Source organism: Pseudarthrobacter sp. TE9888, assembly GCF_056279345.1.
Genome location: NZ_JBWBRD010000002.1, coordinates 31,944 through 56,068, shown reverse-complemented (window position 1 = coordinate 56,068; position 24,125 = coordinate 31,944). Strand labels below are relative to the sequence as shown.

The following is a 24,125-nucleotide window of genomic DNA, read 5'->3' as shown; positions in this document are numbered from 1 at the left end:
GGAAAAACCACAAGGAGACGGCATGCCGGTCAGGCGTCTGATGCAGTTGGTCACCGCCGCTTTGGCGGCAGCCATGGTCCTGTCCGGATGTTCGGGAGGCAGCGCCCCGTCCGTGGTGGTGGGGGAGGCGAAGCGCGGCGGCAGCGTCACCGTGGCCGAAGTCAATGCGTTCTCCTCATTCAACCCCTACAGCGCCGCGGGCAATACCGACATCAATTCCAAGATCGGTGCCATCACGCACTCCGGCTTCTACTATCTGGACGACAGCTCCAAAGTGGTCCGCAATGACAAGTTCGGGCACTTCGAGAAGGTCTCTGACCAGCCCCTGAAAGTGAAATACACGGTCAACGAGGGCGTGAAGTGGTCAGACGGGGCCCCGATCGGCGCGGCAGACCTCCTGCTGGCCTGGGCTGCAGGATCGGGGTATTTCGACGACGTCGATCCCGCCGCCGGCAAGGGCACCAAATACTTCTCCGTCGCCTCGGACACCACAGGCCTGGCGGGCACGCTGTTCCCCGAGATCGGTTCGGACGGCCGGTCCATCACCATTGAGTACGCCGCGCCCTACGCTGACTGGGAAGTGGCGTTCGACGTCGGACTCCCGGCCCACGTCGTCGCTGCAAAAAGTGAACTCAACGACGAAGAAGACCTGGTCAAGCTCCTCAAGGACACGCCGCGGGGCAACCCGGAAAAGCCCGCGTCCCACCCCGCCCTCAAAAAGGTCAGTGACTTCTGGAACACCGGGTTTGACACGAAATCCGTTCCCGACGACCCCGCGCTCTACCTCTCCAGCGGCCCCTACATTGTCCGCGACATCGTTCCGGGTGTCTCCATGAAACTGGTCCGGAACAAGGACTACGTGTGGGGCGCCGAACCCTGGCTCGATGAGATCAACGTCAGGTTCACAGGGGCCGTGCCGGCAGCAGTCGAAGCCCTGCGCAGCGGCCAGGCAGACATCATCTCACCGCAGCCCTCAGCGTCAACTGACAGCCTCCTCAGCGGCCTCTCCAGCCAAGGCATCACCGTTCAACGCTACAAGCAGTCCGGCTATGACCACCTTGACCTGAACTTCACCGGGACGTTCTCCGACAAGGATGTCAGGGAGGCCTTCCTGAAGACCGTGCCCCGGCAGGCGATTGTTGATGCCGTGGTGGGAACCCAGGACACCAAGCCGCTCGATTCGCAGGTGTTCCTCCCCGGGCAGCCCAAGTACGACGACACCGTAAAGAACAACGGGTCTGCCGACTACGCCAAGGTGGACATCGATGGGGCAAAGAAGCTCCTGAATGGCGCAACTCCCAGCATCCGCATCCTCTACAACCGCGACAATCCGAACCGGGCCAAGGCATACGGCTTGATCCGCGATTCAGCCGCGCTGGCAGGATTCAGGGTGGTCGACGGCGGGCTGGCAAGCACCGAGTGGGCCGCGGCGTTGAGCCGGGGTGGCTATGAGGCAGCCATCTCAGGGTGGATCGGGACCGAGGTGGGCGTCAGCAGGGTTCCACAGATCTTCCGCACCGGGGCGGGCAGCAACTTCACGGGATATTCCGACGGCGACGCGGACAAGATCATGGAGCAGCTCGCCGCCACGACGGACCTGGGCAAGCAGGACGAACTCCTGGCCGAGATTGATAAGCACGTATGGGAGGACGCCTACGGGCTGCCGCTCTACCAAACCCTGGGTACCACGGCCTTCCGCTCCAGGGTCGCCGGCGTGAAGACCAGCCCTGGTCCGCTGGGCGTCTGGTGGAACGTGTGGGAGTGGCGGCTGTCCTAGGCGCAGCCCCCCTGGTGTGGGGTCCTTTGGCACTTGCGGCGTCGATTCGCCGTCCAGCCTACCGCCGAGTAGCATGTGACGTGCCTAACTATCCACACCTGACGGGGGCATTGCACTGCGCCGGTCACGGTTTGGCAACGGAGTACCAATATCTGGACTGCGTGCGGTTAGGCTAACTCGTATTGTGTAGGTTCCGTCACAGCGGTGAGCTGCTTCGGCCTGCGGGGAAGCACAAGATTCCCCTATATCTCTCCCACAACTCATAGGAGGCGGAATGCGTTTTACGCGCACTTCCAAAGCACTGGGCATCGTGGCAATCGCCGCGCTTGCCCTGACCGGGTGCGGCGCCGGCGGCGGCGGCAGCACCGACGGATCCAGCAGTGCAGCTGGCGATCCCAACAAGGTCATCACCGCCTACAGCAACGAGCCACAAAACCCGTTGCTGCCGGCTAACACCAACGAGGTCTACGGCGGCCGCGTCGTCAACCTGCTCTTCGAAGGTCTCCGCAGCTACGATGCGAACGGCAAGGCGGTCAACGCGCTGGCCGACTCCATCGATTCGTCCGACGCCCAGAACTGGACCATCAAGGTCAAGCAGGGCCAGAAGTTCACCAACGGCGAGGCCATCACGGCCAAGACCTTCGTTGACTCCTGGAACTTTGCCGCAAACTCCAAGAACCTGCAGAACAACGGATTCTTCTTCGAATCGATCGCTGGTTACGAGGACGTGTCGGCCGTTGACTCGGTCAAGGGTGCTGACGGCAAGACCACCACCACGCCGGCTCCCAAGGCCGACACGATGTCCGGACTGCAGGCCACCGATGACTCCACCATCACGGTCAAGCTCGCCCAGCCGGAAGCCGACTGGTCCCTGCGCCTCGGCTACTCCGCCTTCTACCCGCTTCCTTCCGCCGCTCTGAAGGACCCCAAGACCTACGGCGAAAACCCCGTGGGCAACGGTCCCTACAAGTTCGAAAAGCAGGGTTCCTGGGTCCACGACCAGTCCATCACCCTGGTGAAGAACGCGGACTACAAGGGTACCCGCGAGGCCAAGAACGGCGGTGTGACCTTCAAGTTCTACACCGATCCGGGCCCCGCATACACGGACCTGCAGTCGGACAACCTGGACATCACTGACGTCCTGCCGTCCAACGCCCTGAAGACCTACGTCAACGACTTCCCGGACCGCAACGCCACCAAGGCTGTTGCCACCGACTCCACCCTGAACATCCCGGGTTACAACCCGAACTTCCAGGGCGAAGCAGGCAAGCTGCGCCGCCAGGCTCTGTCCTACGCCATCAACCGCGAGGAAATCGCCAAGGTGGTCTTCAACGGCACCCGCACCCCGGCCAAGGCCTTCGCACCGCCGGTCATTGACGGCTTCAAGGAAGGCATCAAGGGCAGCGAGGTCCTGAACTTCGATCCTGCCAAGGCCAAGGACCTGTGGGCCCAGGCCAACAAGATCCAGCCTTACGACGATTCCAAGCCGCTCCAGATTGCTTCCAACACTGACGGTGGCAACAAGGAATGGATCGACGCCGTAGCCAACGGCTTCAAGAACAACCTCGGCATCCAGGCTGAAATCCAGCCCTTCGCCAAGTTCGCCGAAGTCCTGAACCTGCGCAAGTCCCAGCAGCTGCCCGGCCTGACCCGTGCAGGCTGGCAGGGCGACTACCCGTCGCTCTACAACTTCCTGGGACCCGTCTGGGCCACCGGTGCTTCCTCCAACTACGAGAAGTACTCCAACCCGGAGTTCGACAAGCTGCTGAAGGAAGGCCTGGCGGCAAAGAGCACGGACGAGGCAAACGCCAAGTTCAACCAGGCCCAGGAAATCCTGTTCCAGGACCTGCCCGGCCTGCCGCTCTGGGACCAGGCACGCCCGATCGTGTGGAGCAACAACGTCGTGAAGGCCGAAACCGGCTGGAACGGTGAAATCCTCTACTACGGCATCACGGCCAAGTAGGCCCAGATCTAACTTGCCGTAAAAGCTGATGGGGGTTCCGGTTACGTCCGGGCCCCCATTGGCTTGCAAGCGGCAGGAAGGCATTCATGAACCCGTTTTCCCCTTTACCGGAAGGCAGGTGATCCTGTGATCCGGTTCATCTTGCGCCGACTCCTCCAGGTGATCCCTGTTTTCCTCGGCACGACCCTATTGGTGTACTACATGGTGTTTGCCCTGCCGGGCGATCCCATTGCTGCCCTGTTCGGCGATCGCCAGCCCCCACAGGCAGTTATTGACACCCTGCGCAGCCAGTACCACCTGGACCAGCCGTTCTGGGTCCAGTACGGCCTGTTCCTTAAGAACCTCTTTACGTTTAACCTCGGCAACGACTTCACGGGCCAGCCCATCGCGGCAAGCCTTGCCCGCGTCTTCCCGGTGACGGCGATGCTCGCCATCGAGGCGCTGGCCATCCAGGCCATCTTCGGCGTCGCATTCGGCGTCTTTGCAGGCCTGCGCCGCGGTGGCTGGTTCGACTCCACTGTCCTGGTCGCCTCGCTGGTGGTCATCGCAGTCCCCACCTTTGTCCTGGGCTTCGTTTTCCAGCTCGTCTTCGGCGTGCAGCTTGGCTGGGCAAAACCCACCGTGGGCGCCAACGCCAACTGGGTCACCCTGCTGTTGCCGGCGGTGGTCCTTGGACTCGTGTCCTTCGCCTATGTCCTCCGCCTGACCCGTGCATCGGTCAGCGAGAACATGAACGCCGACTACGTGCGCACTGCCACCGCCAAGGGCCTTTCCCGGCCGCGGGTGGTTCTGGCGCACATCCTGCGCAACTCGCTGATCCCGGTAGTGACCTACCTGGGCGCGAACCTTGGCGGCCTCATGGGCGGTGCCATTGTTACTGAAGGCATCTTCAACGTCCCCGGAGTCGGCAACAAGCTCTACCAGGCTGTCCTCCGCAGTGAAGGCCCCACCATCGTCTCCATCGTCAGCGTGCTGGTGCTGGTGTTCGTGGTGGCCAACCTGCTCGTCGATCTCCTGTACGCCTGGCTTGACCCGAGGATCCGCTATGACCAGTAATAACAGCCACTTCGTGGCCCCCATCGATGAAACCCCGCTGCAGGCGACTGACGCCGTCAAAACTGACCAGGCCCCGCTCAGCCTGTGGGCAGACGCCTGGCGCAAGCTCCGGCGTCGTCCGCTGTTCATCATCTCGGCACTGCTCATCCTTGCCCTGATTGTGATTGCGCTGTTCCCGGGCCTGTTCACCTCGACGCCTCCCAACGAAGGCTGTGAGCTCGCCAATTCCGAAGGCGCCCCCACGGCCGGGCACCCGTTCGGCTTCACTTTCCAGGGCTGCGACGTCTACTCCAGGGTTATCCACGGCACGCAGGCCTCGCTTTCCGTGGGCTTGCTTTCCGTCCTTTGCGTCCTGGTGATCGGTGTGACACTCGGCGCCCTCGCCGGCTACTACGGTGGCTGGATCGACGCCGTGCTCGCACGCCTGGGTGACATCTTCTTCGCCCTGCCGCTGGTCCTGGGTGCACTGGTGATCACGCAGCTGCCCCTGTTCCGGGAGAACAAGAGCGTGTGGACCGTGGTGTTCGTTATCTCGCTCCTGGCGTGGCCGCAGATGGCGCGCATCACCCGCGGCGCCGTCATCGAAGTACGCAACGCGGACTTCGTCACCGCTGCCCGCGCGCTCGGTGTCTCGAAGTTCGGGGCACTGATCCGCCACGTCCTGCCCAACGCTTTGGCTCCGATCATCGTCCTGGCGACGCTGGAGCTGGGCGTGTTCATCGTGGCCGAAGCCACCCTGTCCTTCCTGGGTATCGGGTTGCCCCAAAGCATCATGTCCTGGGGTAATGACATTGCCGGCGCGCAGGCATCGATCAGGACCCGGCCGGAAATCATGCTTTACCCGGCCGCGGCGCTGTCCATTACGGTGTTGAGCTTCATCATGCTGGGTGACGCCGTGCGTGACGCCCTGGACCCGAAGAGCCGTCAGCGATGAGAGATAACAAGATGACCAGTCCAGACGTCCGTATTGATGAATCCGGCGCCACCGGTGTAAGGCCGCTGCTCGAAATCCGCGACCTTGCCATCACCTTCAAGACCGGCGGTGGCGAAGTCAAGGCAGTGCGTGATGCACACCTGACCATCATGCCCGGCGAAACCGTAGCCATCGTGGGTGAGTCGGGCTCCGGCAAGTCCACCACCGCACTGGCCGCCATCGGCCTGCTGCCCAACAACGGCAAGGTGTCCGGCGGCCAGATCCTGCTGGACGGCGAGGACATCGCCCATGCCAGCGAGCAGCGCATGATCGAGCTGCGCGGCAACACCATCGGCATGGTTCCGCAGGACCCCATGTCCAACTTGAATCCCGTGTGGAAGATCGGTTACCAGGTCCGGGAAACACTGAAGGCGAACGGCAGGCCCAGCGGTCCGGACGACATCGCCAAGGTGCTGTCCCAAGCGGGACTTCCGGACGCGAAGCGCCGGGCCGGCCAGTACCCGCACGAGTTCTCCGGCGGTATGCGCCAGCGTGCCCTGATCGCCATTGGCCTCTCCTGCCAGCCGCGCCTGCTGATCGCGGACGAGCCGACGTCGGCCCTTGACGTCACCGTCCAGCGGCAGATCCTGGACCACCTGGAGACCATGACCAAGGACCTGGGCACCTCGGTGCTGCTGATCACCCACGATCTTGGCCTGGCCGCCGAGCGTGCCGACAAAGTCGTGGTCATGTACCAGGGCCGCGTCGTTGAAGCGGGCCCGTCGCTGGAACTGCTGCGCAATCCCCAGCACCCCTACACCAAGCGGCTCGTCGAGTCCGCGCCATCCCTTGCCAGCCGCCGCATCCAGGTGGCCAAGGAACAGGGCGTGGAGACGGCGGACCTGCTGGCACCTGCTGCTGAAACGGTGAAGCCGGACACCTTCCTTCAGATCCAGGACCTGCGGAAGGTCTACAAGCTCCGCTCAGGGCTGGGCAAGGCGACTGACTTCGCGGCCGTTGATGGGGTAAGCTTCGACGTCCGGCGGGGAACCACGACGGCGATCGTGGGGGAGTCGGGTTCCGGCAAGTCCACGGTGGCCAAGATGGTCCTCCAGCTTGAGAAGCCTACGGATGGCAGGATTCTCTTCGACGGCGTCGACACTTCGGCCCTCAAGCCTGCCGAACTGTTCAAGTTCCGTCGGCGCGTCCAGCCGATCTTCCAGGACCCGTATGGCTCCCTCGATCCGATGTACAACATCTACCGCACCATCGAGGAACCGCTGCGGGTGCACAAGATCGGGGACCAGGCGAGCCGGGAAAAGAAGGTCCGGACCCTCCTGGACCAGGTGGCGCTGCCCCAGTCAGCCATGCAGCGGTACCCCAACGAGCTGTCCGGCGGGCAGCGGCAGCGTGTCGCTATTGCGCGGGCCCTGGCCCTCGACCCCGAGGTGATCATCTGTGACGAGGCAGTCTCCGCCCTGGACGTGCTGGTGCAGGCACAGGTGCTGAACCTGCTCGCCGACCTGCAGGCCAACCTGGGCCTGACGTACCTGTTCATCACGCACGACCTTGCCGTGGTGCGGCAGATCGCTGACCACGTGTGCGTCATGGAAAAGGGCCGCCTTGTGGAGACCGGGTCCACGGACGAGGTCTTCGAATCGCCCAAGCAGGAGTACACGAAGGCCCTGCTCAACGCCATCCCGGGTGCCAAGCTGATGCTGCCCCCTGAAGTGGCATAGCTGGAGCCTTCCTTCAGAATGGCTGGAGCCGGGACCTTCGGGTCCCGGCTCTTCCCATGTGCGCGGAAGGCGGAACCGCGGCGGCTGTCAGTCCTGGAAGGCGCTGCCTGCTGCGGGCACGGCAGCGAGGGCCCCTTGGCCCGCCGCAGGATTGCGGCCAAGGCCAAGTTCCCGGAGCCTGCCTGCAAGGATTGCGCCGAGGGCCCGGCGGCCATCAGAGTTCATGTGCACTGCATCGGCGAGGTCCTTCGCCAGCCCGTACCTGGTGAGCCAGTCGCCTGTGGAGATAAAGGGCAGTCCGTTGGCTCCCGCCACGGCACCCAGCACGGCGTCAACCTCGCTCCGGCGGCCGCCGCCGTCGTTCGCTCCGCGCGCCAAGGTGCCGATCATCGCCAGCCGTGTGCCGGGATAGCGGGTCCGCAGTTCAGTGATCAGCCGTTCGGCATTCCCGGCGATCTGCGTGTTGCTGGCGCCGCCGGCGGCATCGTTTCCGCCACCCTCGACCACAATCAAGGCGGGAGTGCCGGAGGGGAGGAGCCAGTCGCCGCGCTGCAGGGCGTCCAGGTAGTTTCCTGTGGCACCGTTCGCGGCGACGTAACCCGTGCCGCCACGGCCGCAAAAGTACACGTTGTACCCGACGGCAGCCAGGCCCAGGCGGGGCCAGCCGTCAACGGGTTCCGACTGCGAATCCCCGATCAGCAGGACGGTGCCGGCGACGTCCGGCACAACCGCTTCCATCCGTCCGTTGCCGGCATTCAGGACCCGGGATGTGGCTGCCACGGCAGGATTGGCCCTGCCAGCCTGCCCGCCTGCCGCCTGGCCTGCGGCTGCCCGCGACATCGCTGTACTAGGGAGTCCGCCGTCCCCGCTGTTGCCAATAATCCCCGAGACCGCCACGAGCGCGGAGACCGCGGCGGCGGCAGCCCAGGCGACACCACGCGGGGTGTTGGCCTTGGCAGGGGGCATCGTTGTCTCCGGCGTGCTCAATGGATGGGCTGTGTCACAGACATCATGCCATGCACCGGGATGTGGAAGTGAACTTGGTCACATCCATTGCGGAATGATGGCTGATATTGGCTTAAGCGGCGGCGGTCAGTCCGCTTGGAATTTAGGCCAACAAATAACTCAGCGGCTAGAATAAAGGAAGGCGCCCTGTGCCAAGGGCCTTGTCCGTCGTGCGTTCCAGTTGGAAATGTCGCGATACAACAGCTGACTCCATTGAATCGAGCCTTTACGCATGTCTGAAACCACCACCAACACCGCGGTAGCCACTGCATCGCGCAGTGACCTCCGCAACGTCGCGATCGTGGCCCACGTTGACCACGGCAAGACCACCCTGGTCGACGCCATGCTCAAGCAGACCCATTCCTTTGCAGAGCACAACCACGTAGAAGACCGCGTCATGGACTCCGGCGACCTGGAGCGCGAAAAGGGCATCACCATCCTGGCGAAGAACACCACTGTCGCCTACAACGGTCCGTCCTCGAACGGCGAGACCATCACCATCAACGTGATCGACACCCCCGGCCACGCCGACTTCGGCGGCGAGGTCGAGCGCGGCCTGTCCATGGTCGACGGCGTCGTCCTGCTCGTCGATGCCTCTGAGGGCCCGCTGCCCCAGACCCGCTTCGTGCTGCGCAAGGCCCTCGCTGCGCACCTGCCCGTGATCCTGCTGGTCAACAAGACCGACCGCCCCGACGCGCGGATCGAAGAGGTCGTGCACGAGTCCATGGACCTGCTCCTCGGCCTCGCCTCCGACCTGGCCGACGAGGTCCCCGATCTGGACCTGGACAAAATCCTCGAGGTCCCCGTGGTGTACGCCGCCGCGAAGGTCGGCCGCGCCTCCCTGGAGCAGCCCGCTGACGGCACCGCTCCGGAGAACGAGGACCTCGAACCGCTGTTCAAGACCATCATCGAGCACATCCCGGCTCCGACGTACAACCCGGAGGGTGTGCTCCAGGCGCACGTCACCAACCTCGACGCCTCCCCGTTCCTTGGCCGCCTGGCCCTGCTGCGTATTTACAACGGCACCCTGCGCAAGGGCCAGACCGTGGCCTGGGCCCGCGCCAACGGCGAGCTGAAGAACGTCAAGATCACCGAGCTGCTCGCCACCAAGGCGCTGGAGCGCGTGCCGGCCGAGTCCGCAGGCCCCGGCGAGATTGTCGCCGTCGCCGGCATCGAGGAGATCACCATCGGTGAAACCCTGACCGACGCCGAGAACCCCCAGCCGCTGCCGCTGATCACCGTGGACGATCCCGCGATCTCCATGACCATCGGTATCAACACCTCGCCGCTGGCCGGCAAGGTCAAGGGCGCCAAGGTTACTGCCCGCCAGGTCAAGGACCGTCTTGACAAGGAACTGATCGGTAACGTCTCCATCAAGGTCCTGCCCACCGAGCGTCCCGACGCCTGGGAAGTCCAGGGCCGTGGCGAGCTCGCCCTCGCTATCCTGGTGGAGCAGATGCGCCGCGAAGGCTTCGAGTTGACCGTCGGCAAGCCGCAGGTTGTCACCAAGACCGTTGATGGCAAGATCCACGAGCCGATGGAACACATGACCATCGACGTGCCCGAGGAATACCTGGGCGCCGTCACCCAGCTCATGGCAGCCCGCAAGGGCCGCATGACCAACATGGCCAACCACGGCACCGGCTGGTGCCGCATGGAGTTCATCGTTCCGGCCCGTGGCCTGATCGGTTTCCGCACCCGGTTCCTCACCGACACCCGTGGTGCAGGCATCGCGGCTTCCATCTCCGAAGGCTACGAGCCGTGGGCCGGCCCCATCGAGTACCGCACCAACGGTTCCATGGTTGCCGACCGCGCCGGTGTTGTTACCCCGTTCGCCATGATCAACCTGCAGGAACGCGGCTCTTTCTTCGTGAAGCCCACGTCCGAGGTCTACGAAGGCATGATCGTGGGCGAGAACTCCCGCGCCGACGACATGGACGTCAATATCACCAAGGAAAAGAAGCTCACCAACATGCGTGCCGCTTCCTCCGACACCTTCGAGAACCTGACCCCGCCGCGGGAACTCACCCTCGAAGAGTCGCTCGAGTTCGCCCGCGAGGACGAGTGCGTCGAAGTGACCCCGGACGCCATCCGCATCCGCAAGGTCATCCTGGACACCAACGAGCGCGCCAAGGCCAACCGCGCCCGCGCCAAGGCCTAGTAACTCCGCAGGTCCCCAGAACGCCACCGGTATTTACCGGTGGCGTTCTGCGTTAAGGGCCGGAGGGTGCAGCCAACCGGCGGCTCAAGACGCAGGGACAGTCACTGCGTCGCGGGAGCTGCCGTCAGCGCGCGGCCGGGCTGCGGCGTGGGGGAGCGGGCGGGACTTCCTTCGCGGCCACCACAAGCTCCAGGGGAATGACGACGTCGGTCCGGCGGGTGCGGACGGTGCAGGAACCGGCGTCGCACGCCAGCAGCTTGCCCAGCGCATCCGTCAGGCCGCCTTCAATCCGGTAGCGCACCACCACCCGGGTTCCGGGCCCAGCCGCGGCAAGGAAGCGGACGGGGGCGGACGGTGGCAGACTCACCAGTTCATACTAGGCCGCCGGCTAGGTTAGCGGGAAAGGGCTGGGAGATAATAGGCTCAGATGTCAATAGTCCGGCCGTGCTGCCGGATGCTAGAGCCGGCGGGTAAGCCGGAACCCAACGTGGAGAGGCCAGGGACGTGACGTACGTAATCGCGCAGCCGTGTGTGGATGTTAAGGACAAGGCATGCATTGAGGAGTGCCCGGTCGATTGCATCTATGAAGGCGAGCGTTCGCTGTACATCCATCCGGACGAGTGCGTCGACTGCGGCGCATGCGAGCCGGTGTGCCCGGTGGAGGCCATCTACTACGAGGATGACACTCCCGAGGAATGGGCCGACTACTACAAGGCCAACGTTGAATTCTTCGATGACCTTGGGTCGCCGGGTGGCGCGGCCAAGATCGGCAACACGGGCAAGGACCACCCGATGATCGCCGCCCTGCCGCCGCAGAACCAAGACCACTGACGCGGACGGGAAGCGTGACCGCAGCAGTGAATTCGTTTGGCCTGAACCTGCCCGACTACCCGTGGGAGGCCATGGCCCCCTACGTGGCCAAGGCCTCGGAACACCCGGGCGGGGCAGTCAACCTCTCCATCGGCACGCCCGTGGATCCCACCCCGCAGCTGGTCCAGGACGCCCTGAAGGCCGCCGCCAACGCCCCCGGATATCCCACTGTCCACGGCACACCGGCGCTGCGGGAAGCCATCGCGGGCTGGTTCGAACGCCGGCGCGGAGTGGCCGGCCTGGACCCCAAAAACATCATGCCGACGGTGGGCTCCAAGGAACTCGTTGCGTGGCTCCCGCTGCTGCTGGGCCTGAAGCCCGGAGACGTCGTCGTACGCCCCAAGGTGGCCTACCCCACGTACGATATCGGCGCCACCCTTGCCGGGGCCACCTCGGTAGCCACGGACAACGTGGACGAGCTTGACGACGCCACGCGTGCACGCGTGCGACTCATCTGGGTCAACTCACCTGGCAACCCCACAGGCAGCGTCCGCGACGCGGAGTCACTGAAGGCCCTGGTGGTCCAGGCCCGTGAAATCGGCGCCGTGGTGGCATCGGACGAATGCTATGCAGAGCTCGGCTGGGGCGACTGGGACGTCCAGCGCGGCGGCCGGCGCGTCCCCAGCATCCTGGATCCCCACGTTGCAGGCGGCTCGCACCAGGGCCTGCTCGCCGTGTACTCACTAAGCAAGCAGTCCAACCTGGCGGGCTACCGCGCCGCCTTCGTTGCCGGTGATCCGGACCTGATGCCCAACCTGGTCAACAGCCGCAAGCATGCGGGCATGATCGTTCCCTACCCCGTCCAGGAGGCCATGCGGGTGGCGCTGGGGGATGACACCCATGTCGAGGCCCAGAAGGACCTCTATCGGGGCCGGCGCGAACGCCTGGTGCCCGCGCTGCTGGACTTCGGCCTGGAGATCAAGGAGTCCGACGCCGGACTGTACCTGTGGTCGACGGCAGGAGAGGACACGTGGACCACGGTGGCCCGCCTGGCCGACCGCGGCATCGTGGTGGGCCCGGGAGTCTTCTACGGGGAGGCGGGCAACGGCTATGTCCGCGTAGCCCTGACCGGATCCGACGAGCGGATCGACGCCGCTGTTGCACGGCTGGCCTGATCCGGCCCCGGGGACACGTAATAATCGTGTGACTCGCCCCACATCCGGTGCATTTTAGGCCGGATGGGAAGCCTGCGGATTAGTGACACCCGCCAAGGAGCGGTACTTTTTAAGTTGACGATCAATGGTGGCTTTCTACAAGAAGGCAGCCCGGGTGTTGGAACCTGTCTTCTCAGGCTCAAGTGCGCGGCTCACCTGATGTTGGATCAAGCTTTCGACAGAGGCCGAAGACGCCTCATGAAGGGGACTCCATGACTGAGACCAACAATGCTGCGACCCTGCTCCACGCAGGTGGCGAGCTGAAGCTCCCGCGCATCCAGGTTGTTGAAGGGAACGAAGGTTACGACGTCTCCAAGCTGCTGAAGCAGACCGGTGCCGTGACCTTTGACCCCGGCTTCATGAACACCGCAGCAACCACTTCCGCCATCACCTACATCGATGGCGATGCGGGCATCCTGCGCTACCGCGGATACCCCATCGAGCAGCTGGCGCAGCACTCCAGCTTCCTCGAGGTGTCCTACCTGCTGATCTACGGCAACCTGCCCACGCCCACTGAGCTGGACGAGTTCGACCAGAAGATCCGCCGCCACACCCTGCTGCACGAGGAGCTCAAGGGATTCTTCGGCGGCTTCCCCCGGGACGCGCACCCCATGCCGGTGCTGTCCTCGGCCGTGTCCGCGCTGTCCACCTTCTACCAGGACTCTCTGGACCCGTTCAACGCCGAGCAGGTGGAGGTTTCCACCATCCGCCTGATGGCCAAGCTGCCGGTCATCGCCGCGTACGCGCACAAGAAGTCCATCGGCCAGCCCATGCTGTACCCGGACAACTCCATGAACCTGGTCGAGAACTTCCTGCGCCTCAGCTTCGGTCTCCCCGCCGAGCAGTACGAGCTGGACCCGGTCATCGTCAAGGCACTGGACCTGCTCCTCATCCTGCACGCGGACCACGAGCAGAACTGCTCCACCTCGACCGTGCGCCTGGTGGGCTCCTCCAACGCCAACCTCTTCGCCTCCGTTTCGGCCGGCATCAACGCCCTCTTCGGCCCTGCCCACGGCGGCGCCAACGAGGCCGTGCTGAAAATGCTCCGCCAGATCCAGGCCGAGGGCCTCAAGCCCGAGGACTACATGGAGAAGGTCAAGAACAAGGAGGACGGCGTCCGCCTCATGGGCTTCGGACACCGCGTCTACAAGAACTACGACCCGCGTGCCAAGATCGTCAAGGCCACAGCCCACGAGATCCTCAGCAAGCTCGGCGGCAACGACGAACTGCTGGACATCGCCATGCGCCTGGAAGAGAAGGCGCTCAGCGATGACTACTTCATCCAGCGCAAGCTCTACCCGAACGTGGACTTCTACACCGGCCTGATCTACAAGGCCATGGGCTTCCCCGAGAAGATGTTCACCGTCCTGTTCGCCATCGGCCGCCTGCCGGGCTGGATTGCCCAGTGGCGCGAAATGATCAGCGACCCGAACACCAAGATCGGCCGCCCGCGCCAGCTGTACATCGGCGAGCCGGAGCGCGACTACCCCGCCCGCTGATTCCCTGCCCGTCAGGGACAGCAACAGCACTGACGACGACGGCCGCCCACCTTCCACAGGTGGGCGGCCGTTACGCGTTAACCACCATCCATTGCTGAGCAACTGCCCTTTTGGGGGCCCAAAAGGGCAGTTACGGAGCAATCGATGGGGGTGCGGGGTCAGGAGGCGTAGCCCTGGGGGTTGTTCTTCTGCCAGCGCCAGTGGTCCTCGCACATCTGGTCCACGGTCTTGGTGGTGGACCAGCTCAGGTCTGCCAGGGCCGAGGTGGCATCGGCCCAGAAGGCCGGAAGGTCTCCCGCGCGGCGGCCGGTGATCTCGTAGGGGATGGGCTGGCCCACTGCCTTCTCGAAGGAGCGCAGGACCTCCAGGACCGAGGAGCCCTTGCCGGAACCCAGGTTCCAGCGGAAGACGCCCGTGCGGTCCGCGATGTGGTTCAACGCCGCCACGTGTCCTTCGGCGAGGTCCACCACGTGGATGTAGTCGCGCAGGCAGGTGCCGTCCGGGGTGTCGTAGTCGCCGCCGAAGACCATGAGCTTCTCCCGCCGGCCCACGGCCACCTGGGCAATGAACGGGACAAGGTTGTTTGGAATGCCCTGCGGGTCTTCGCCGATACGTCCCGAGGGGTGCGCGCCAACCGGGTTGAAGTAGCGCAGCAGTGCTATGTGCCAGCGGGAGTCAGCGGCGCCGAGGTCGGAGAGGATGTCCTCGATCTGTTCCTTGGTGCGCCCGTAGGGGTTGTTCGCGCCGATCTCCATTTTTTCCACGTATGGAATGGGGTTGTGTTCCCCGTAGACGGTGGCGGACGAGCTGAAGACGATGGACCGGACATTGTGCCTGTCCATGACGCGGACCAGGTTCAGCGTGCCCACCAGGTTGTTGTAGTAGTACTTCAGCGGCTCCTGCACGGACTCACCCACGGCCTTGAGGCCCGCGAAGTGGATGACTGCTTCAATGCCGCTGCCGGCGAAGACCTTGTCGACGGCGGCCTCGTCCACCAGGTCAACGTTGTGGAACTCCGCGGTCTTGCCGCTGAGTTCGGCTACTCGGCGCAGCGACTCCTCGCTGGAATTGACCAGGTTGTCGATGACGACCACGTCGTGGCCGGCTTCCTGCAGGGACAGAACAGTGTGGGAACCGATGTAGCCGGTGCCCCCTGTGACCAAGATTTTCATGCCTCAACGCTATCCCACGCGCAGCGTTGCCCGTCGCCGTGTCCCGGATGGCGGGCGGCCTGTGACCGGGCAGAAAAAGCACAAGTGTGCTAATAAGGATGGTGCCCAAAATTGTAGACGCCGGTGCCCGGCGGCAGGACGTTGTCCAGGCGGTTCTCCGCATCATCGCCGTGGACGGGCTTGAACGTGCGTCGCTGCGCGAAGTGGCGGACGAAGCTGGACTGGCCGTCGGGTCCGTGCGGCACTACTTCGAGGGCAGTGAGGAGCTCCTGGCGTTCGCCTTCGGCACGGTGGTGGACCGGGTCGTCGGCAGGCTCGACGACCTGTTGCCGGCCGCGCTCGGGGCTGCCCACGCCGGCCCGGGCCAGCGGGAAGCCGTTTTAACCCTCCTGGGTGGGATGCTTCCGCTGGATGAGGAAACAGCCGTGGAAACCTGCGCATGGATGGCCTTCAAGAACGCCGCACGCATCCGGCCTTTCCTGGCGGTGGAAGCGGATCGCAGCCACCGCGAAGTGGCCGCCATCGTGGGTGCATTGGTGGCTGGCCTGCTCCCGGACGATGAACCGCAGGAGAACCTCGTCCTGGAGGCGGAGCGGCTCCTGGCCACGCTGGACGGACTGTGCATGCACGCGCTCCTGCAACCCGGCTGGATGACGGCGCAGATGTGCCGCGACGTCCTCGAGCGCCACTTGGACGGGCTGGCACGCTGAGCGATCAAAAGCCGGTCCGGCACTACCGCGAACTGGCAGCGGGAATAGACTGAGTCCGGGTAGGCCGGGCCGGAAATGACGCCCGGTACCGGGAGGCCAGGAAAGGACTTTGGATGCAGCACGCAGGCGGTTCAGGGTGGCAGATCACCACCGACACATCCGGACCGATGATGATTGCTCTTTATGTCCGGGACGCGGCCGCCCTGAACGGAGTGGGGCGCCCCATGCTGTCCCACGCGGCACCCAAAGTCCGTTCCGCGGACCACAGCCACCTGACCGTGGATGTTGGCGGCCTCGGCGCGCTGAAGACCGAATGGGAGGCCTGGTGGGAGCAACTGCTCAAGGCCCACCCGCACACCTCCCCGGAACTTTCGCCGCCCGACTTCGAAGCCTTCGGGAACTCCCCGGCCCTCCAGCGGGTCCTGCAGGCCCATTTTGGCTCTGCCCTCACCTGGGCCCGGGAGCGGAGGAGCGAGTATGCCGAGCTCGAAGCGCAGCGGGTGGCCAGCGGAACCGACCAGTTGATCGGGGACATGGTGGACGACAGGCTGATGGAAGTGGGCCGGGACTCACGGGACTTCACCTTGACCATCATCGAGCTGCCGCTGGATGAGCAGCGGGCGTGGTACCTGGAACCGGACAAGATCATCATGAGCCACGAGCTGATGGGCCAGCCTGAGCTGTTCCGCAGCTACGTCCAGCCGGTGCTGGAGATCCTGGTCTGACCCGCCGGCGGGACGACGGCGGCCCTCACGTGCCGGCGTCGTCCTTCCGTACAGTGATGCGCACCTGCCCGTCCTGGACACCCGCTGCCTGCCAGCCGTCGCCGCCTGGCCGGTCCCAGGTGCGGCCGGCTACTTCCACCCTGGTCACAGCCAGGTCCTTGGCGTTGGCAACTGCCCATTGGGCAACCGACCACCCCAGGGCCCCTCCGGCGTCCACCACCAGGGTGTCGCCGTCCACCTGCGCCTCGACGCCGCCGTAGGCCTGGTCCAGGTCCGTCACCACAGTGGCAGAGTTGCCACCGGCTGTGGGGGAGCGAAGCGTGCACTGCACGCCCGCCGGGGTCTGGCCGGTCAGTCCGGAAGCGAACGCCCGGCCCATCTCTTCGTGTTGGGCATAGGCCTTGGGGTAGGCGGACCGCTGGACCTGCTGGGCAGCGTCGGTGATGTCCAGCGTCTCGTAGCCCGGGATCTTCACCAGTGCGTCGTAGAAGGCGTTGACTGCGTAGTAGGGGTCCATGATCTGGGCTTCCGTGCCCCAGCCCTGGGACGGCCGCTGCTGGAAGAGTCCGCGCGAGTCCGGCCCGGCCTGGTCGCCGTGGCCGATGTTGCGCAGCTTGGATTCCTGCATGGCGGTGGCCAGGGCGATGGTGGCGGCGCGCGCGGGGAGGCCCCGGCGGACGGCTGCCGCTGTGATCAGGGCGGCGTTGGCCGCCTGGTCCGGCGCCAGTTCCCCCGTCCGGTCGCCGGCTGTGGCAGTGCAGCGTTCCGAGACGAGGGTCTCGGAACGCTGCACGAAGTACACCGCCGTGTAGATGCCTCCCGCAGCCAGCGCCAGGGTGAGGAGCAGCACCGCCAGGCGGCGCAGGCCGCGCCTGCGCGCCACAGACATGGGTGCCACGAGGGGACTAGTTGGCGTGCAGGGCGTCGTTCAGTTCCACGGTCTGGCCCTTGCGGGGGAGGGCCTCCACCGCGCCCGTGGTGGAGTTGCGGCGGAACAGCAGGTTGGGGACGCCGGAGAGTTCGGCGGCCTTGACGATCCGGGTGGTGTCCTCGCCCACCTCGTCCTTGGGACCCGGCACGCGGACCCGGGTGCCTGCCGTGACGTAGAGGCCTGCCTCGACCACGGAATCATCACCGATGCTGATGCCGACTCCGGAGTTTGCCCCGAGCAGGACCCGCTCGCCGATGGTGATCTTTTCCTTGCCGCCGCCGGACAGGGTGCCCATGATGGAGGCGCCGCCGCCGACGTCGCTGCCGTCCCCGGTCACGACGCCCGCGGAAATGCGCCCTTCGACCATGGAGGTGCCCAGGGTTCCGGCGTTGAAGTTTACGAAGCCCTCGTGCATGACGGTGGTGCCCGCGGCAAGGTGCGCACCCAGGCGGACCCTGTCGGCGTCGGCAATCCTGACGCCGCTGGGCACCACGTAGTCCACCATGCGCGGGAACTTGTCGATGCCGTAGACGGTGACGGCGCCACGCCGGCGCAGCCGGGCGCGCGTCAGTTCAAAGCCCTCGACGGCGGCGGGGCCGAAGTTGGTCCACACGACATTGGGGAGCTTGGCGAAGATGCCGTCCAGGTTAATGGTGTTGGGCTGGACCAGGCGGTGCGAGAGAAGGTGCAGCCGGAGGTAGGCGTCCGCGGTGTCCGCGGGGGCTTCGTCGAGGTTGATCTGGACAAAGACCACCTTCTGCTCCGTGCCGCGGTCCTTGTCTGCGCCGTCCTCAGCGATGGCGGTCAGGGCGTCGTCGGCGTTTTCCACCGAGCGGAGGTCCTCGGCCGCAACACCGAGTGCCGGTGCCGGGAACCAGACGTCCAGGACCGTGGTGTCGCTGCCGGCGGTGGCGATGGTGGCCACACCAAAGCCATAGGCGGAACGGTCATCAGCGTTGGAGGTCAGGGTTTCGGGCACGGCGGAGGAAGCAGTCTCAGTCATGTGCTCCAGTCTATCGAGGGCGGGCCCGGCGGTTCGAACTAGACTGTCTTCGTGACTGCTGAAACCGCGCCCGAATCTTCCGTGTCCACCCTTGACCTGCACCAGGATGTGGCGTTGCTGACGGCGGCACTTATGGACATCAACAGCGTGTCGGGCCACGAGGAGCGGCTCGCGGACGCCGTCGAAGCCGCCCTGCGGGAGATTCCCCAGCTGGCCGTAGTCCGGGACGGCGACGCCATTGTTGCCCGCACCGAACTGGGCCGCAGCGAACGGGTCATTCTCGCCGGCCACCTTGATACGGTTCCGTTGCCCCTGACGGAAGGTTCCAGGGGCACCGTCCCGTCCAGTTGGGAGTCCGGCGTTCCGGGCGAGGGGATCCTCTATGGGCGCGGAGCCACCGACATGAAGGGCGGCGTGGCGGTCCAGCTGGCGCTGGCAGCGGGAATGTTCGACGACGGTGCGCAGCCAAAGCGAGACGTCACCTTTGTGTTCTACGACCATGAGGAAGTTGAGGCTGTGAAGAGCGGACTGGGACGCCTGGTCCGGAACCACGGCGACCTGCTCCAGGGGGACTTCGCCATCCTGCTGGAGCCGACGGACGGCACGGTGGAGGGCGGCTGCAACGGGACCAGCCGGTTCGAGGCCAGCACTGCCGGGGAGGCCGCCCACTCTGCGCGGGCGTGGATGGGCAGCAACGCCATCCACGCCGCTGCCCCCATCCTGGCGCGCCTGGCCGCCTACGAGCCACGGACAATCAACGTAGACGGGCTGGATTACCGGGAAAGCCTCAATGCGGTGAAGATCAACGGCGGCACGGCCGGCAATGTGATTCCGGACCGCTGCGTGGTGGAGATCAACTACCGGTTCGCCCCGGACAAGACCCCGGACCAGGCCGAAGCGCATGTCAGGGAATTGCTGGAAGGCTTCGACGTGGTGCGCACCGATGCGGCCGCCGGCGCACGCCCCGGCCTGCAGCACCCGGCTGCCGCCTCCTTCGTTGCCGCCGTGGGAGCCGAGCCCAAACCCAAGTACGGCTGGACCGACGTCGCGCGCTTCAGCGAACTGGGGATCCCGGCGGTGAACTTCGGCCCGGGGGACCCCCTGTTGGCGCACAAGGACAACGAGCACGTTTCCGCCGACGCCATCCGGACTTGCCTGCGCGCCCTGCAGGACTGGCTCGCCGGGTAGGAGGGCCGGCCGCGCCGAAGGGCACGGCTACGGAAGGGGCCCGGAACCTGTCGGTTCCGGGCCCCTTTTGGGCTGGCAATGCCGGCGGTGTGGCTAGACCTCGGCGGGAACTGCGGCCGCAGGTATGACTGCTGCCCCGGGCTTGCGGGAGAGCCGGCGTTCCAGCCATTTGGCGATGGCGGCCAGGATCAGGCACATGCCCACGTAGAGCACGGCGGCCACCATGGCTGCCGGGATAATCGGGGACCCGTATTGGATCTGGCTGCCGAAGTACTTCGCCTGGAAGAGGATCTCGTTGTACGTGACGATGAACCCCAGGGCGGTGTCCTTCAGGATGACCACCAGCTGCGAGATGATGACCGGAAGCATGGACCGGATGGCCTGCGGCAGCAGGATGCTGGTCATGACCTTGCTCTTGGGCAGCCCAATCGCATAACCGGCCTCGCTTTGGCCCCGCGGCAGGGACTCGATGCCGGCACGGAACACCTCGGCGAGGACGGAGCCGTTGTACAGCACCAGACCTGCCACCACGGCCGTGAAGGGAGTGATTCCCTGGACGCCGATGGTTGGCAGGCCGTAGTAGAAGATCATCATGAGGATCAGCAGCGGAACCGCGCGGAACAGTTCGGTGAAGCCGTAGCATGGAGCGCTGATCCAGCGGCGGTCCGACAAGCGGCCAAACGCCAGGAGGATGCCGAGGGCCAGGCTGAGAACTGCCGCAGTGCCGAAGGCGGACAACGTGGCACCTACGGACTGGGCAATGGTCTGCTGCACCAGCGGAAAGGTGAACAGCTGCCACTTCTTGGCCTCGAACTGCCCGCTTTCGGCGAAGCGGAGCAGGATGAACCCGACGATCAGCAGGATCACGAGGGCAGTGACGACGCCGAGGATCCGGTACCGCGCGCGTGCCTTGGGACCGGGGGCGTCAAAAAGGATTGAACTCATCGTGCAACCTTCCACTTCTGTTCAAGCTTTCGCTGCAGCGCGGAAAGGATGAAGACAAGGATGATGAACACGAGCGCCACCCACAGGAGGCCGATCATGGCCGGCTCGCCGCGTTCGGAGAGGTTCGCCCGGATGGCGCCGGCTTCAAAGACGGAGAAGCCGGCGGCGACGGTGGTGTTCTTGAGCAGGGCGATGAACACGCTGAACATCGGCGGGATGACAGCGCGGAAGGCCTGCGGCAGGATCACGAGCGTCAGGGTCTGGGTGAAGGGGAGTCCGATGGCGCGGGCTGCTTCGGCCTGTCCGACCGGGACGGTGTTGATGCCGGAACGGACAGCCTCCGCCACGTAGGTGGCGGTGTACAGGCTCAGGCCGATGATGGCGGCGGTCGTAAAGTCGATCGGCACCAGGCCCAGCTTTGGGTAGCCGAGGGCGAAGAAGAAGAGGACCAGCGTCAGCGGGGTATTGCGCACCACGTTGACGTAAAGCGTTGCGGTGGCACGCATGGCCGGAACCGGGGAGACGCGAAGCGTGGCAACAACGGTACCGAGGACCAGGGCGAAGATCGCCGAGAAAAAGAAAAGTATGAGTGTGTTCCGGAAGCCCGTGATGAAGAGGTCCGAATTGTTCAGCAGCGTATTCACAGAATCGTCGCTTTCGACAGTGGAAGAGGGGGCGGCTGCATGGCCGCCCCCTCAACTTTGGTTTAGTAGTTCTCTACCGGGGGCTGTTCGACCTTGGTGCCCGACTGGCCCAGCGTCTGGTCGTAGATCTTCTGCCACACGGAGTTACCGTCGGTGAACGTCTTGTTCATGAACTGGCGGAGTGCGGTGTCGCCCTTCTTCAGGCCGACTCCGTACTTTTCGGTGGTGAACGGCTGGCCAACGACCTTCAGGCTGTCCGGCTCCTGGGCAGCGTAGCCGAGCAGGATGGCCTGGTCGGTGGTGACAGCGTCAACCTGGCCGCTCTTGAGCGCCTCGACGCACTGCGAGTAGGTGTCAAACTCGGTGGTCTTGGTGTCCGGGAAGTTTGCCTTGATGTTCTGGATCGGCGTGGAACCCGTGGCCGAGCAGACGTTCTTGCCCGAGAGGTCCTTCTCGCTGTTGATGCTGGAGTTGTCCTTCTTCACCAGCAGGCCCTGGCCCGTAACGAAGTAGGGTCCGGCGAAGTCGATCAGCTGCTTGCGCTTGTCCGTGATGGAGTAGGTGCCCACGTAGTAGTCGATGTCGCCGTTGGTGATGGCGGACTCCCGGTTGGCGGACGGGATGGGCTTGAACTCAATCTTGTCCTTGCTCATGCCCAGCGAGGCTGCGACCCACTTGGCGATCTCGATGTCGAAGCCCGTGTATTCACCGGTGGCTGCGTCTTTGAAGCCAAGGCCCGGCTGGTCCTGCTTGACGCCGATGCGGACCTTGCCGCTGGACTTGATGGCGTCGTAGGTCGGGCTGCCGGTGAGCGTGACGTTGTCAGCAACCTTGTAGGGAGCCTCGTCCGTGCCGGAGGAAGCAGTTCCGCCGCCGCCGGAGCCGCCGCAGGCGCTGAGGGAAAGAGCCAGCGCCGCGGTTGCTGCGACAAGCAATGGCTTCTTCCGGGTAAAGAAGTTTTTCATGGGGATACCTTTCATTGAGCGGCCGCGCTGGGGCAGCCGGTGCGGTGTGCTTAGTGGGTCAGGAGCTTGGACAGGAAGTCCTTGGCGCGGCTGCTCTTCGGGTTGGTGAAGAACTCCTCCGGCGTCTCGTCCTCCACGATCTGCCCGTCGGCCATGAACACCACGCGGTCGGCTGCCTTGCGGGCAAAGCCCATCTCGTGGGTGACGACGATCATGGTCATGCCTTCCTTGGCCAGCTGGACCATGACATCGAGGACCTCGTTGATCATCTCGGGGTCCAGCGCGGAGGTCGGCTCGTCGAAGAGCATGACCTTCGGCTTCATGGCCAGTGCACGCGCGATGGCGACGCGCTGCTGCTGACCGCCGGAGAGCTGGGCGGGGAGCTTCGGTGCCTGCTGCCCGACGCCCACGCGCTCCAGCAGCGCCATGGCGTCTTTTTCGGCCTCAGCCTTGGAAGCGCCCTTGACCTTGATCGGTCCGAGGGTGACGTTTTCGAGGATGGTCTTGTGCGCAAACAGGTTGAACGACTGAAACACCATCCCCACGTCGGCCCGCAGCTTGGCCAGGGCCTTGCCTTCGGCGGGAAGCTCCTTGCCGTCGATGGTGATGGAGCCGTCATCGATTGTTTCCAGGCGGTTGATGGCCCGGCAGAGGGTGGACTTACCGGAGCCTGAGGGCCCGATGACCACAACAACCTCACCCTTGCGGACCTGGAGGTTGATGTCCTTCAGAACGTGCAGCTGGCCGTAATGCTTATTTACGGCGTTCAGGGAGACGAGAGCATCGCCGGGCACATGAGTAGTCATAGAAAGAATCTAGCGAACAACCGTGGGTTATGACGCCAATCACCCCAAGTTCCTGCTGATCGTGATTCAAGAGATACCTCAAGTTGGAGGTTAGCCTAGGGGAATGAGCATCAATGCAGATCCGGCCAAGAATTCCCAGCCGCGCCGTAAGGGGCCCCTCGAGCTGCGGCGCAAGCAGGCGGCCGTGGAAATGTCGGACCAGCACCTGCTCGATACGAAGGGCCCCGGCCAGTTCGTCCATACCGACCCATGGCGGGTCCTGCGGATCCAGAGCGAGTTCGTGGAAGGCTTCGGCGCGCTGGCAGACATTGGAAAAGCCGTCAGCGTCTTCGGCTCTGCCCGCACCAAGCCGGGGAGCCTGTACTACGAAATGGGCGTGCAAGTGGGGCGCAAGCTCGCCGAAGCCGGGGTAGCCGTGATCACCGGCGGTGGCCCGGGTTCCATGGAGGCGGCCAACCGGGGAACGGTGGAGGGCAACGGCGTGTCCGTGGGCCTTGGCATTGAGCTGCCGTTCGAACAGGGCCTGAACCAGTGGGTGGACCTGGGCATCAACTTCCGCTACTTTTTCGCCCGCAAAACCATGTTCGTCAAATATGCACAGGGGTTCATTGTCCTGCCCGGTGGGCTGGGCACACTGGATGAGCTGTTCGAGGCCATGGTCCTGGTCCAGACCCGGAAGGTGACGTCCTTCCCCATCGTCCTCCTCGGCGTCGACTTCTGGGGACCGATGATCGACTGGATCAGGGGCACCCTGGTGGCCGAAGGAATGGTCTCCGAAAAAGACCTGGACCTTATCCAGCTGGTGGATGACCCCGCCGAAGCTGTGGACAGGGTCCTCCACGGCGCCGTGACCCCGTCGCTGAACGGCGAACAGCGGCCGGAGTAGCCGCCGGCGCTGC

General features: G+C 64.8%; 22 protein-coding genes. 13 read left to right on the top strand and 9 right to left on the bottom strand.

Features of this window, described 5'->3' with window-relative positions:
• Window positions 1-22 precede the first annotated feature (22 nt).
• From ACZ9J7_RS00735 to ACZ9J7_RS00715, 5 genes are all read left to right on the top strand, one after another.
• Window positions 23-1,777 carry an ABC transporter family substrate-binding protein gene (locus tag ACZ9J7_RS00735; RefSeq protein ID WP_476206236.1) on the top strand — a complete coding sequence of 585 codons (1,755 nt, stop codon included), beginning with the start codon at window positions 23-25 and terminating at the stop codon, window positions 1,775-1,777.
• Between the two features lie 274 nt (window positions 1,778-2,051).
• The gene (locus tag ACZ9J7_RS00730) at window positions 2,052-3,740 is read left to right on the top strand and encodes a peptide ABC transporter substrate-binding protein (protein WP_476206234.1); all 1,689 of its coding nucleotides are present in this window, start codon (window positions 2,052-2,054) and stop codon (window positions 3,738-3,740) included.
• 126 nt (window positions 3,741-3,866) lie between these two features.
• Complete coding sequence (locus ACZ9J7_RS00725) at window positions 3,867-4,796, top strand: ABC transporter permease (RefSeq protein ID WP_476206232.1); 930 nt, start codon at window positions 3,867-3,869, stop codon at window positions 4,794-4,796.
• Window positions 4,786-5,730, top strand: coding sequence for an ABC transporter permease (locus tag ACZ9J7_RS00720; protein ID WP_224026584.1), 945 nt, complete (start codon window positions 4,786-4,788; stop codon window positions 5,728-5,730). The genes ACZ9J7_RS00725 and ACZ9J7_RS00720 overlap by 11 nt, the downstream gene beginning before the upstream one ends.
• 11 nt (window positions 5,731-5,741) lie before the next feature.
• The gene (locus ACZ9J7_RS00715; protein WP_476206229.1) at window positions 5,742-7,448 is read left to right on the top strand and encodes a dipeptide ABC transporter ATP-binding protein; all 1,707 of its coding nucleotides are present in this window, start codon (window positions 5,742-5,744) and stop codon (window positions 7,446-7,448) included.
• 87 nt (window positions 7,449-7,535) lie between these two features.
• Here the strand turns inward: ACZ9J7_RS00715 and ACZ9J7_RS00710 are convergent, their stop codons facing one another.
• Window positions 7,536-8,414, bottom strand: a complete 879-nt coding sequence (locus ACZ9J7_RS00710; protein ID WP_476206227.1) for an SGNH/GDSL hydrolase family protein — start codon at window positions 8,412-8,414, stop codon at window positions 7,536-7,538.
• 271 nt (window positions 8,415-8,685) lie between these two features.
• Between ACZ9J7_RS00710 and typA the strand changes: the two genes are divergently transcribed.
• Window positions 8,686-10,614, top strand: a complete 1,929-nt coding sequence (gene typA / locus ACZ9J7_RS00705) for a translational GTPase TypA (RefSeq protein WP_255172740.1) — start codon at window positions 8,686-8,688, stop codon at window positions 10,612-10,614.
• Between the two features lie 124 nt (window positions 10,615-10,738).
• Here typA and ACZ9J7_RS00700 read toward each other — a convergent pair whose 3' ends face one another.
• On the bottom strand, window positions 10,739-10,981 hold the full coding sequence (locus ACZ9J7_RS00700) for a putative acetyltransferase (protein WP_476206225.1): 243 nt from the start codon (window positions 10,979-10,981) through the stop codon (window positions 10,739-10,741).
• 137 nt (window positions 10,982-11,118) lie between these two features.
• Between ACZ9J7_RS00700 and fdxA the strand changes: the two genes are divergently transcribed.
• From fdxA to ACZ9J7_RS00685, 3 genes are all read left to right on the top strand, one after another.
• Window positions 11,119-11,445 (top strand): ferredoxin, encoded by a 327-nt coding sequence (fdxA, locus tag ACZ9J7_RS00695; protein ID WP_013601705.1) that lies wholly within the window; start codon window positions 11,119-11,121, stop codon window positions 11,443-11,445.
• A gap of 14 nt (window positions 11,446-11,459) precedes the next feature.
• Window positions 11,460-12,599 (top strand): succinyldiaminopimelate transaminase, encoded by a 1,140-nt coding sequence (gene dapC, locus ACZ9J7_RS00690; RefSeq protein WP_476206222.1) that lies wholly within the window; start codon window positions 11,460-11,462, stop codon window positions 12,597-12,599.
• Window positions 12,600-12,850: 251 nt separating this feature from the next.
• On the top strand, window positions 12,851-14,137 hold the full coding sequence (locus ACZ9J7_RS00685) for a citrate synthase (protein ID WP_056334606.1): 1,287 nt from the start codon (window positions 12,851-12,853) through the stop codon (window positions 14,135-14,137).
• A 158-nt stretch (window positions 14,138-14,295) separates the two neighbouring features.
• Here ACZ9J7_RS00685 and galE read toward each other — a convergent pair whose 3' ends face one another.
• On the bottom strand, window positions 14,296-15,309 hold the full coding sequence (galE, locus tag ACZ9J7_RS00680) for a UDP-glucose 4-epimerase GalE (protein WP_476206220.1): 1,014 nt from the start codon (window positions 15,307-15,309) through the stop codon (window positions 14,296-14,298).
• A 101-nt stretch (window positions 15,310-15,410) separates the two neighbouring features.
• Here galE and ACZ9J7_RS00675 point away from each other — a divergent pair, with 101 nt between their 5' ends.
• Together ACZ9J7_RS00675 and ACZ9J7_RS00670 are read left to right on the top strand one after the other, a co-directional pair.
• Complete coding sequence (locus ACZ9J7_RS00675) at window positions 15,411-16,019, top strand: TetR/AcrR family transcriptional regulator (RefSeq protein WP_476206218.1); 609 nt, start codon at window positions 15,411-15,413, stop codon at window positions 16,017-16,019.
• 113 nt (window positions 16,020-16,132) lie between these two features.
• Window positions 16,133-16,744: a hypothetical protein gene (locus tag ACZ9J7_RS00670; protein ID WP_476206216.1), complete on the top strand. Its 612-nt coding sequence runs from the start codon at window positions 16,133-16,135 to the stop codon at window positions 16,742-16,744.
• Window positions 16,745-16,769: 25 nt separating this feature from the next.
• Here ACZ9J7_RS00670 and ACZ9J7_RS00665 read toward each other — a convergent pair whose 3' ends face one another.
• Together ACZ9J7_RS00665 and dapD are read right to left on the bottom strand one after the other, a co-directional pair.
• Window positions 16,770-17,627, bottom strand: a complete 858-nt coding sequence (locus tag ACZ9J7_RS00665) for a transglycosylase SLT domain-containing protein (protein WP_476211783.1) — start codon at window positions 17,625-17,627, stop codon at window positions 16,770-16,772.
• Window positions 17,628-17,649: 22 nt separating this feature from the next.
• Window positions 17,650-18,678 (bottom strand): 2,3,4,5-tetrahydropyridine-2,6-dicarboxylate N-succinyltransferase, encoded by a 1,029-nt coding sequence (gene dapD, locus ACZ9J7_RS00660; RefSeq protein WP_476206214.1) that lies wholly within the window; start codon window positions 18,676-18,678, stop codon window positions 17,650-17,652.
• Window positions 18,679-18,729: 51 nt separating this feature from the next.
• Between dapD and dapE the strand changes: the two genes are divergently transcribed.
• Window positions 18,730-19,866, top strand: a complete 1,137-nt coding sequence (dapE, locus tag ACZ9J7_RS00655) for a succinyl-diaminopimelate desuccinylase (protein WP_476206212.1) — start codon at window positions 18,730-18,732, stop codon at window positions 19,864-19,866.
• Window positions 19,867-19,959: 93 nt separating this feature from the next.
• Here dapE and ACZ9J7_RS00650 read toward each other — a convergent pair whose 3' ends face one another.
• From ACZ9J7_RS00650 to ACZ9J7_RS00635, 4 genes are all read right to left on the bottom strand, one after another.
• Window positions 19,960-20,811: an amino acid ABC transporter permease gene (locus ACZ9J7_RS00650; protein ID WP_476206210.1), complete on the bottom strand. Its 852-nt coding sequence runs from the start codon at window positions 20,809-20,811 to the stop codon at window positions 19,960-19,962.
• A complete protein-coding gene (locus ACZ9J7_RS00645) occupies window positions 20,808-21,455 on the bottom strand; it encodes an amino acid ABC transporter permease (RefSeq protein WP_476206208.1) in 648 nt (215 codons plus the stop codon). Before ACZ9J7_RS00645 ends, ACZ9J7_RS00650 begins: the two co-directional genes overlap by 4 nt.
• Before the next feature lie 62 nt (window positions 21,456-21,517).
• Complete coding sequence (locus tag ACZ9J7_RS00640) at window positions 21,518-22,420, bottom strand: glutamate ABC transporter substrate-binding protein (RefSeq protein ID WP_476206206.1); 903 nt, start codon at window positions 22,418-22,420, stop codon at window positions 21,518-21,520.
• Window positions 22,421-22,470: 50 nt separating this feature from the next.
• Complete coding sequence (locus ACZ9J7_RS00635; RefSeq protein ID WP_141181976.1) at window positions 22,471-23,226, bottom strand: amino acid ABC transporter ATP-binding protein; 756 nt, start codon at window positions 23,224-23,226, stop codon at window positions 22,471-22,473.
• Window positions 23,227-23,329: 103 nt separating this feature from the next.
• Here ACZ9J7_RS00635 and ACZ9J7_RS00630 point away from each other — a divergent pair, with 103 nt between their 5' ends.
• Window positions 23,330-24,112, top strand: coding sequence for an LOG family protein (locus ACZ9J7_RS00630; RefSeq protein WP_476206204.1), 783 nt, complete (start codon window positions 23,330-23,332; stop codon window positions 24,110-24,112).
• Window positions 24,113-24,125: the final 13 nt, after the last annotated feature.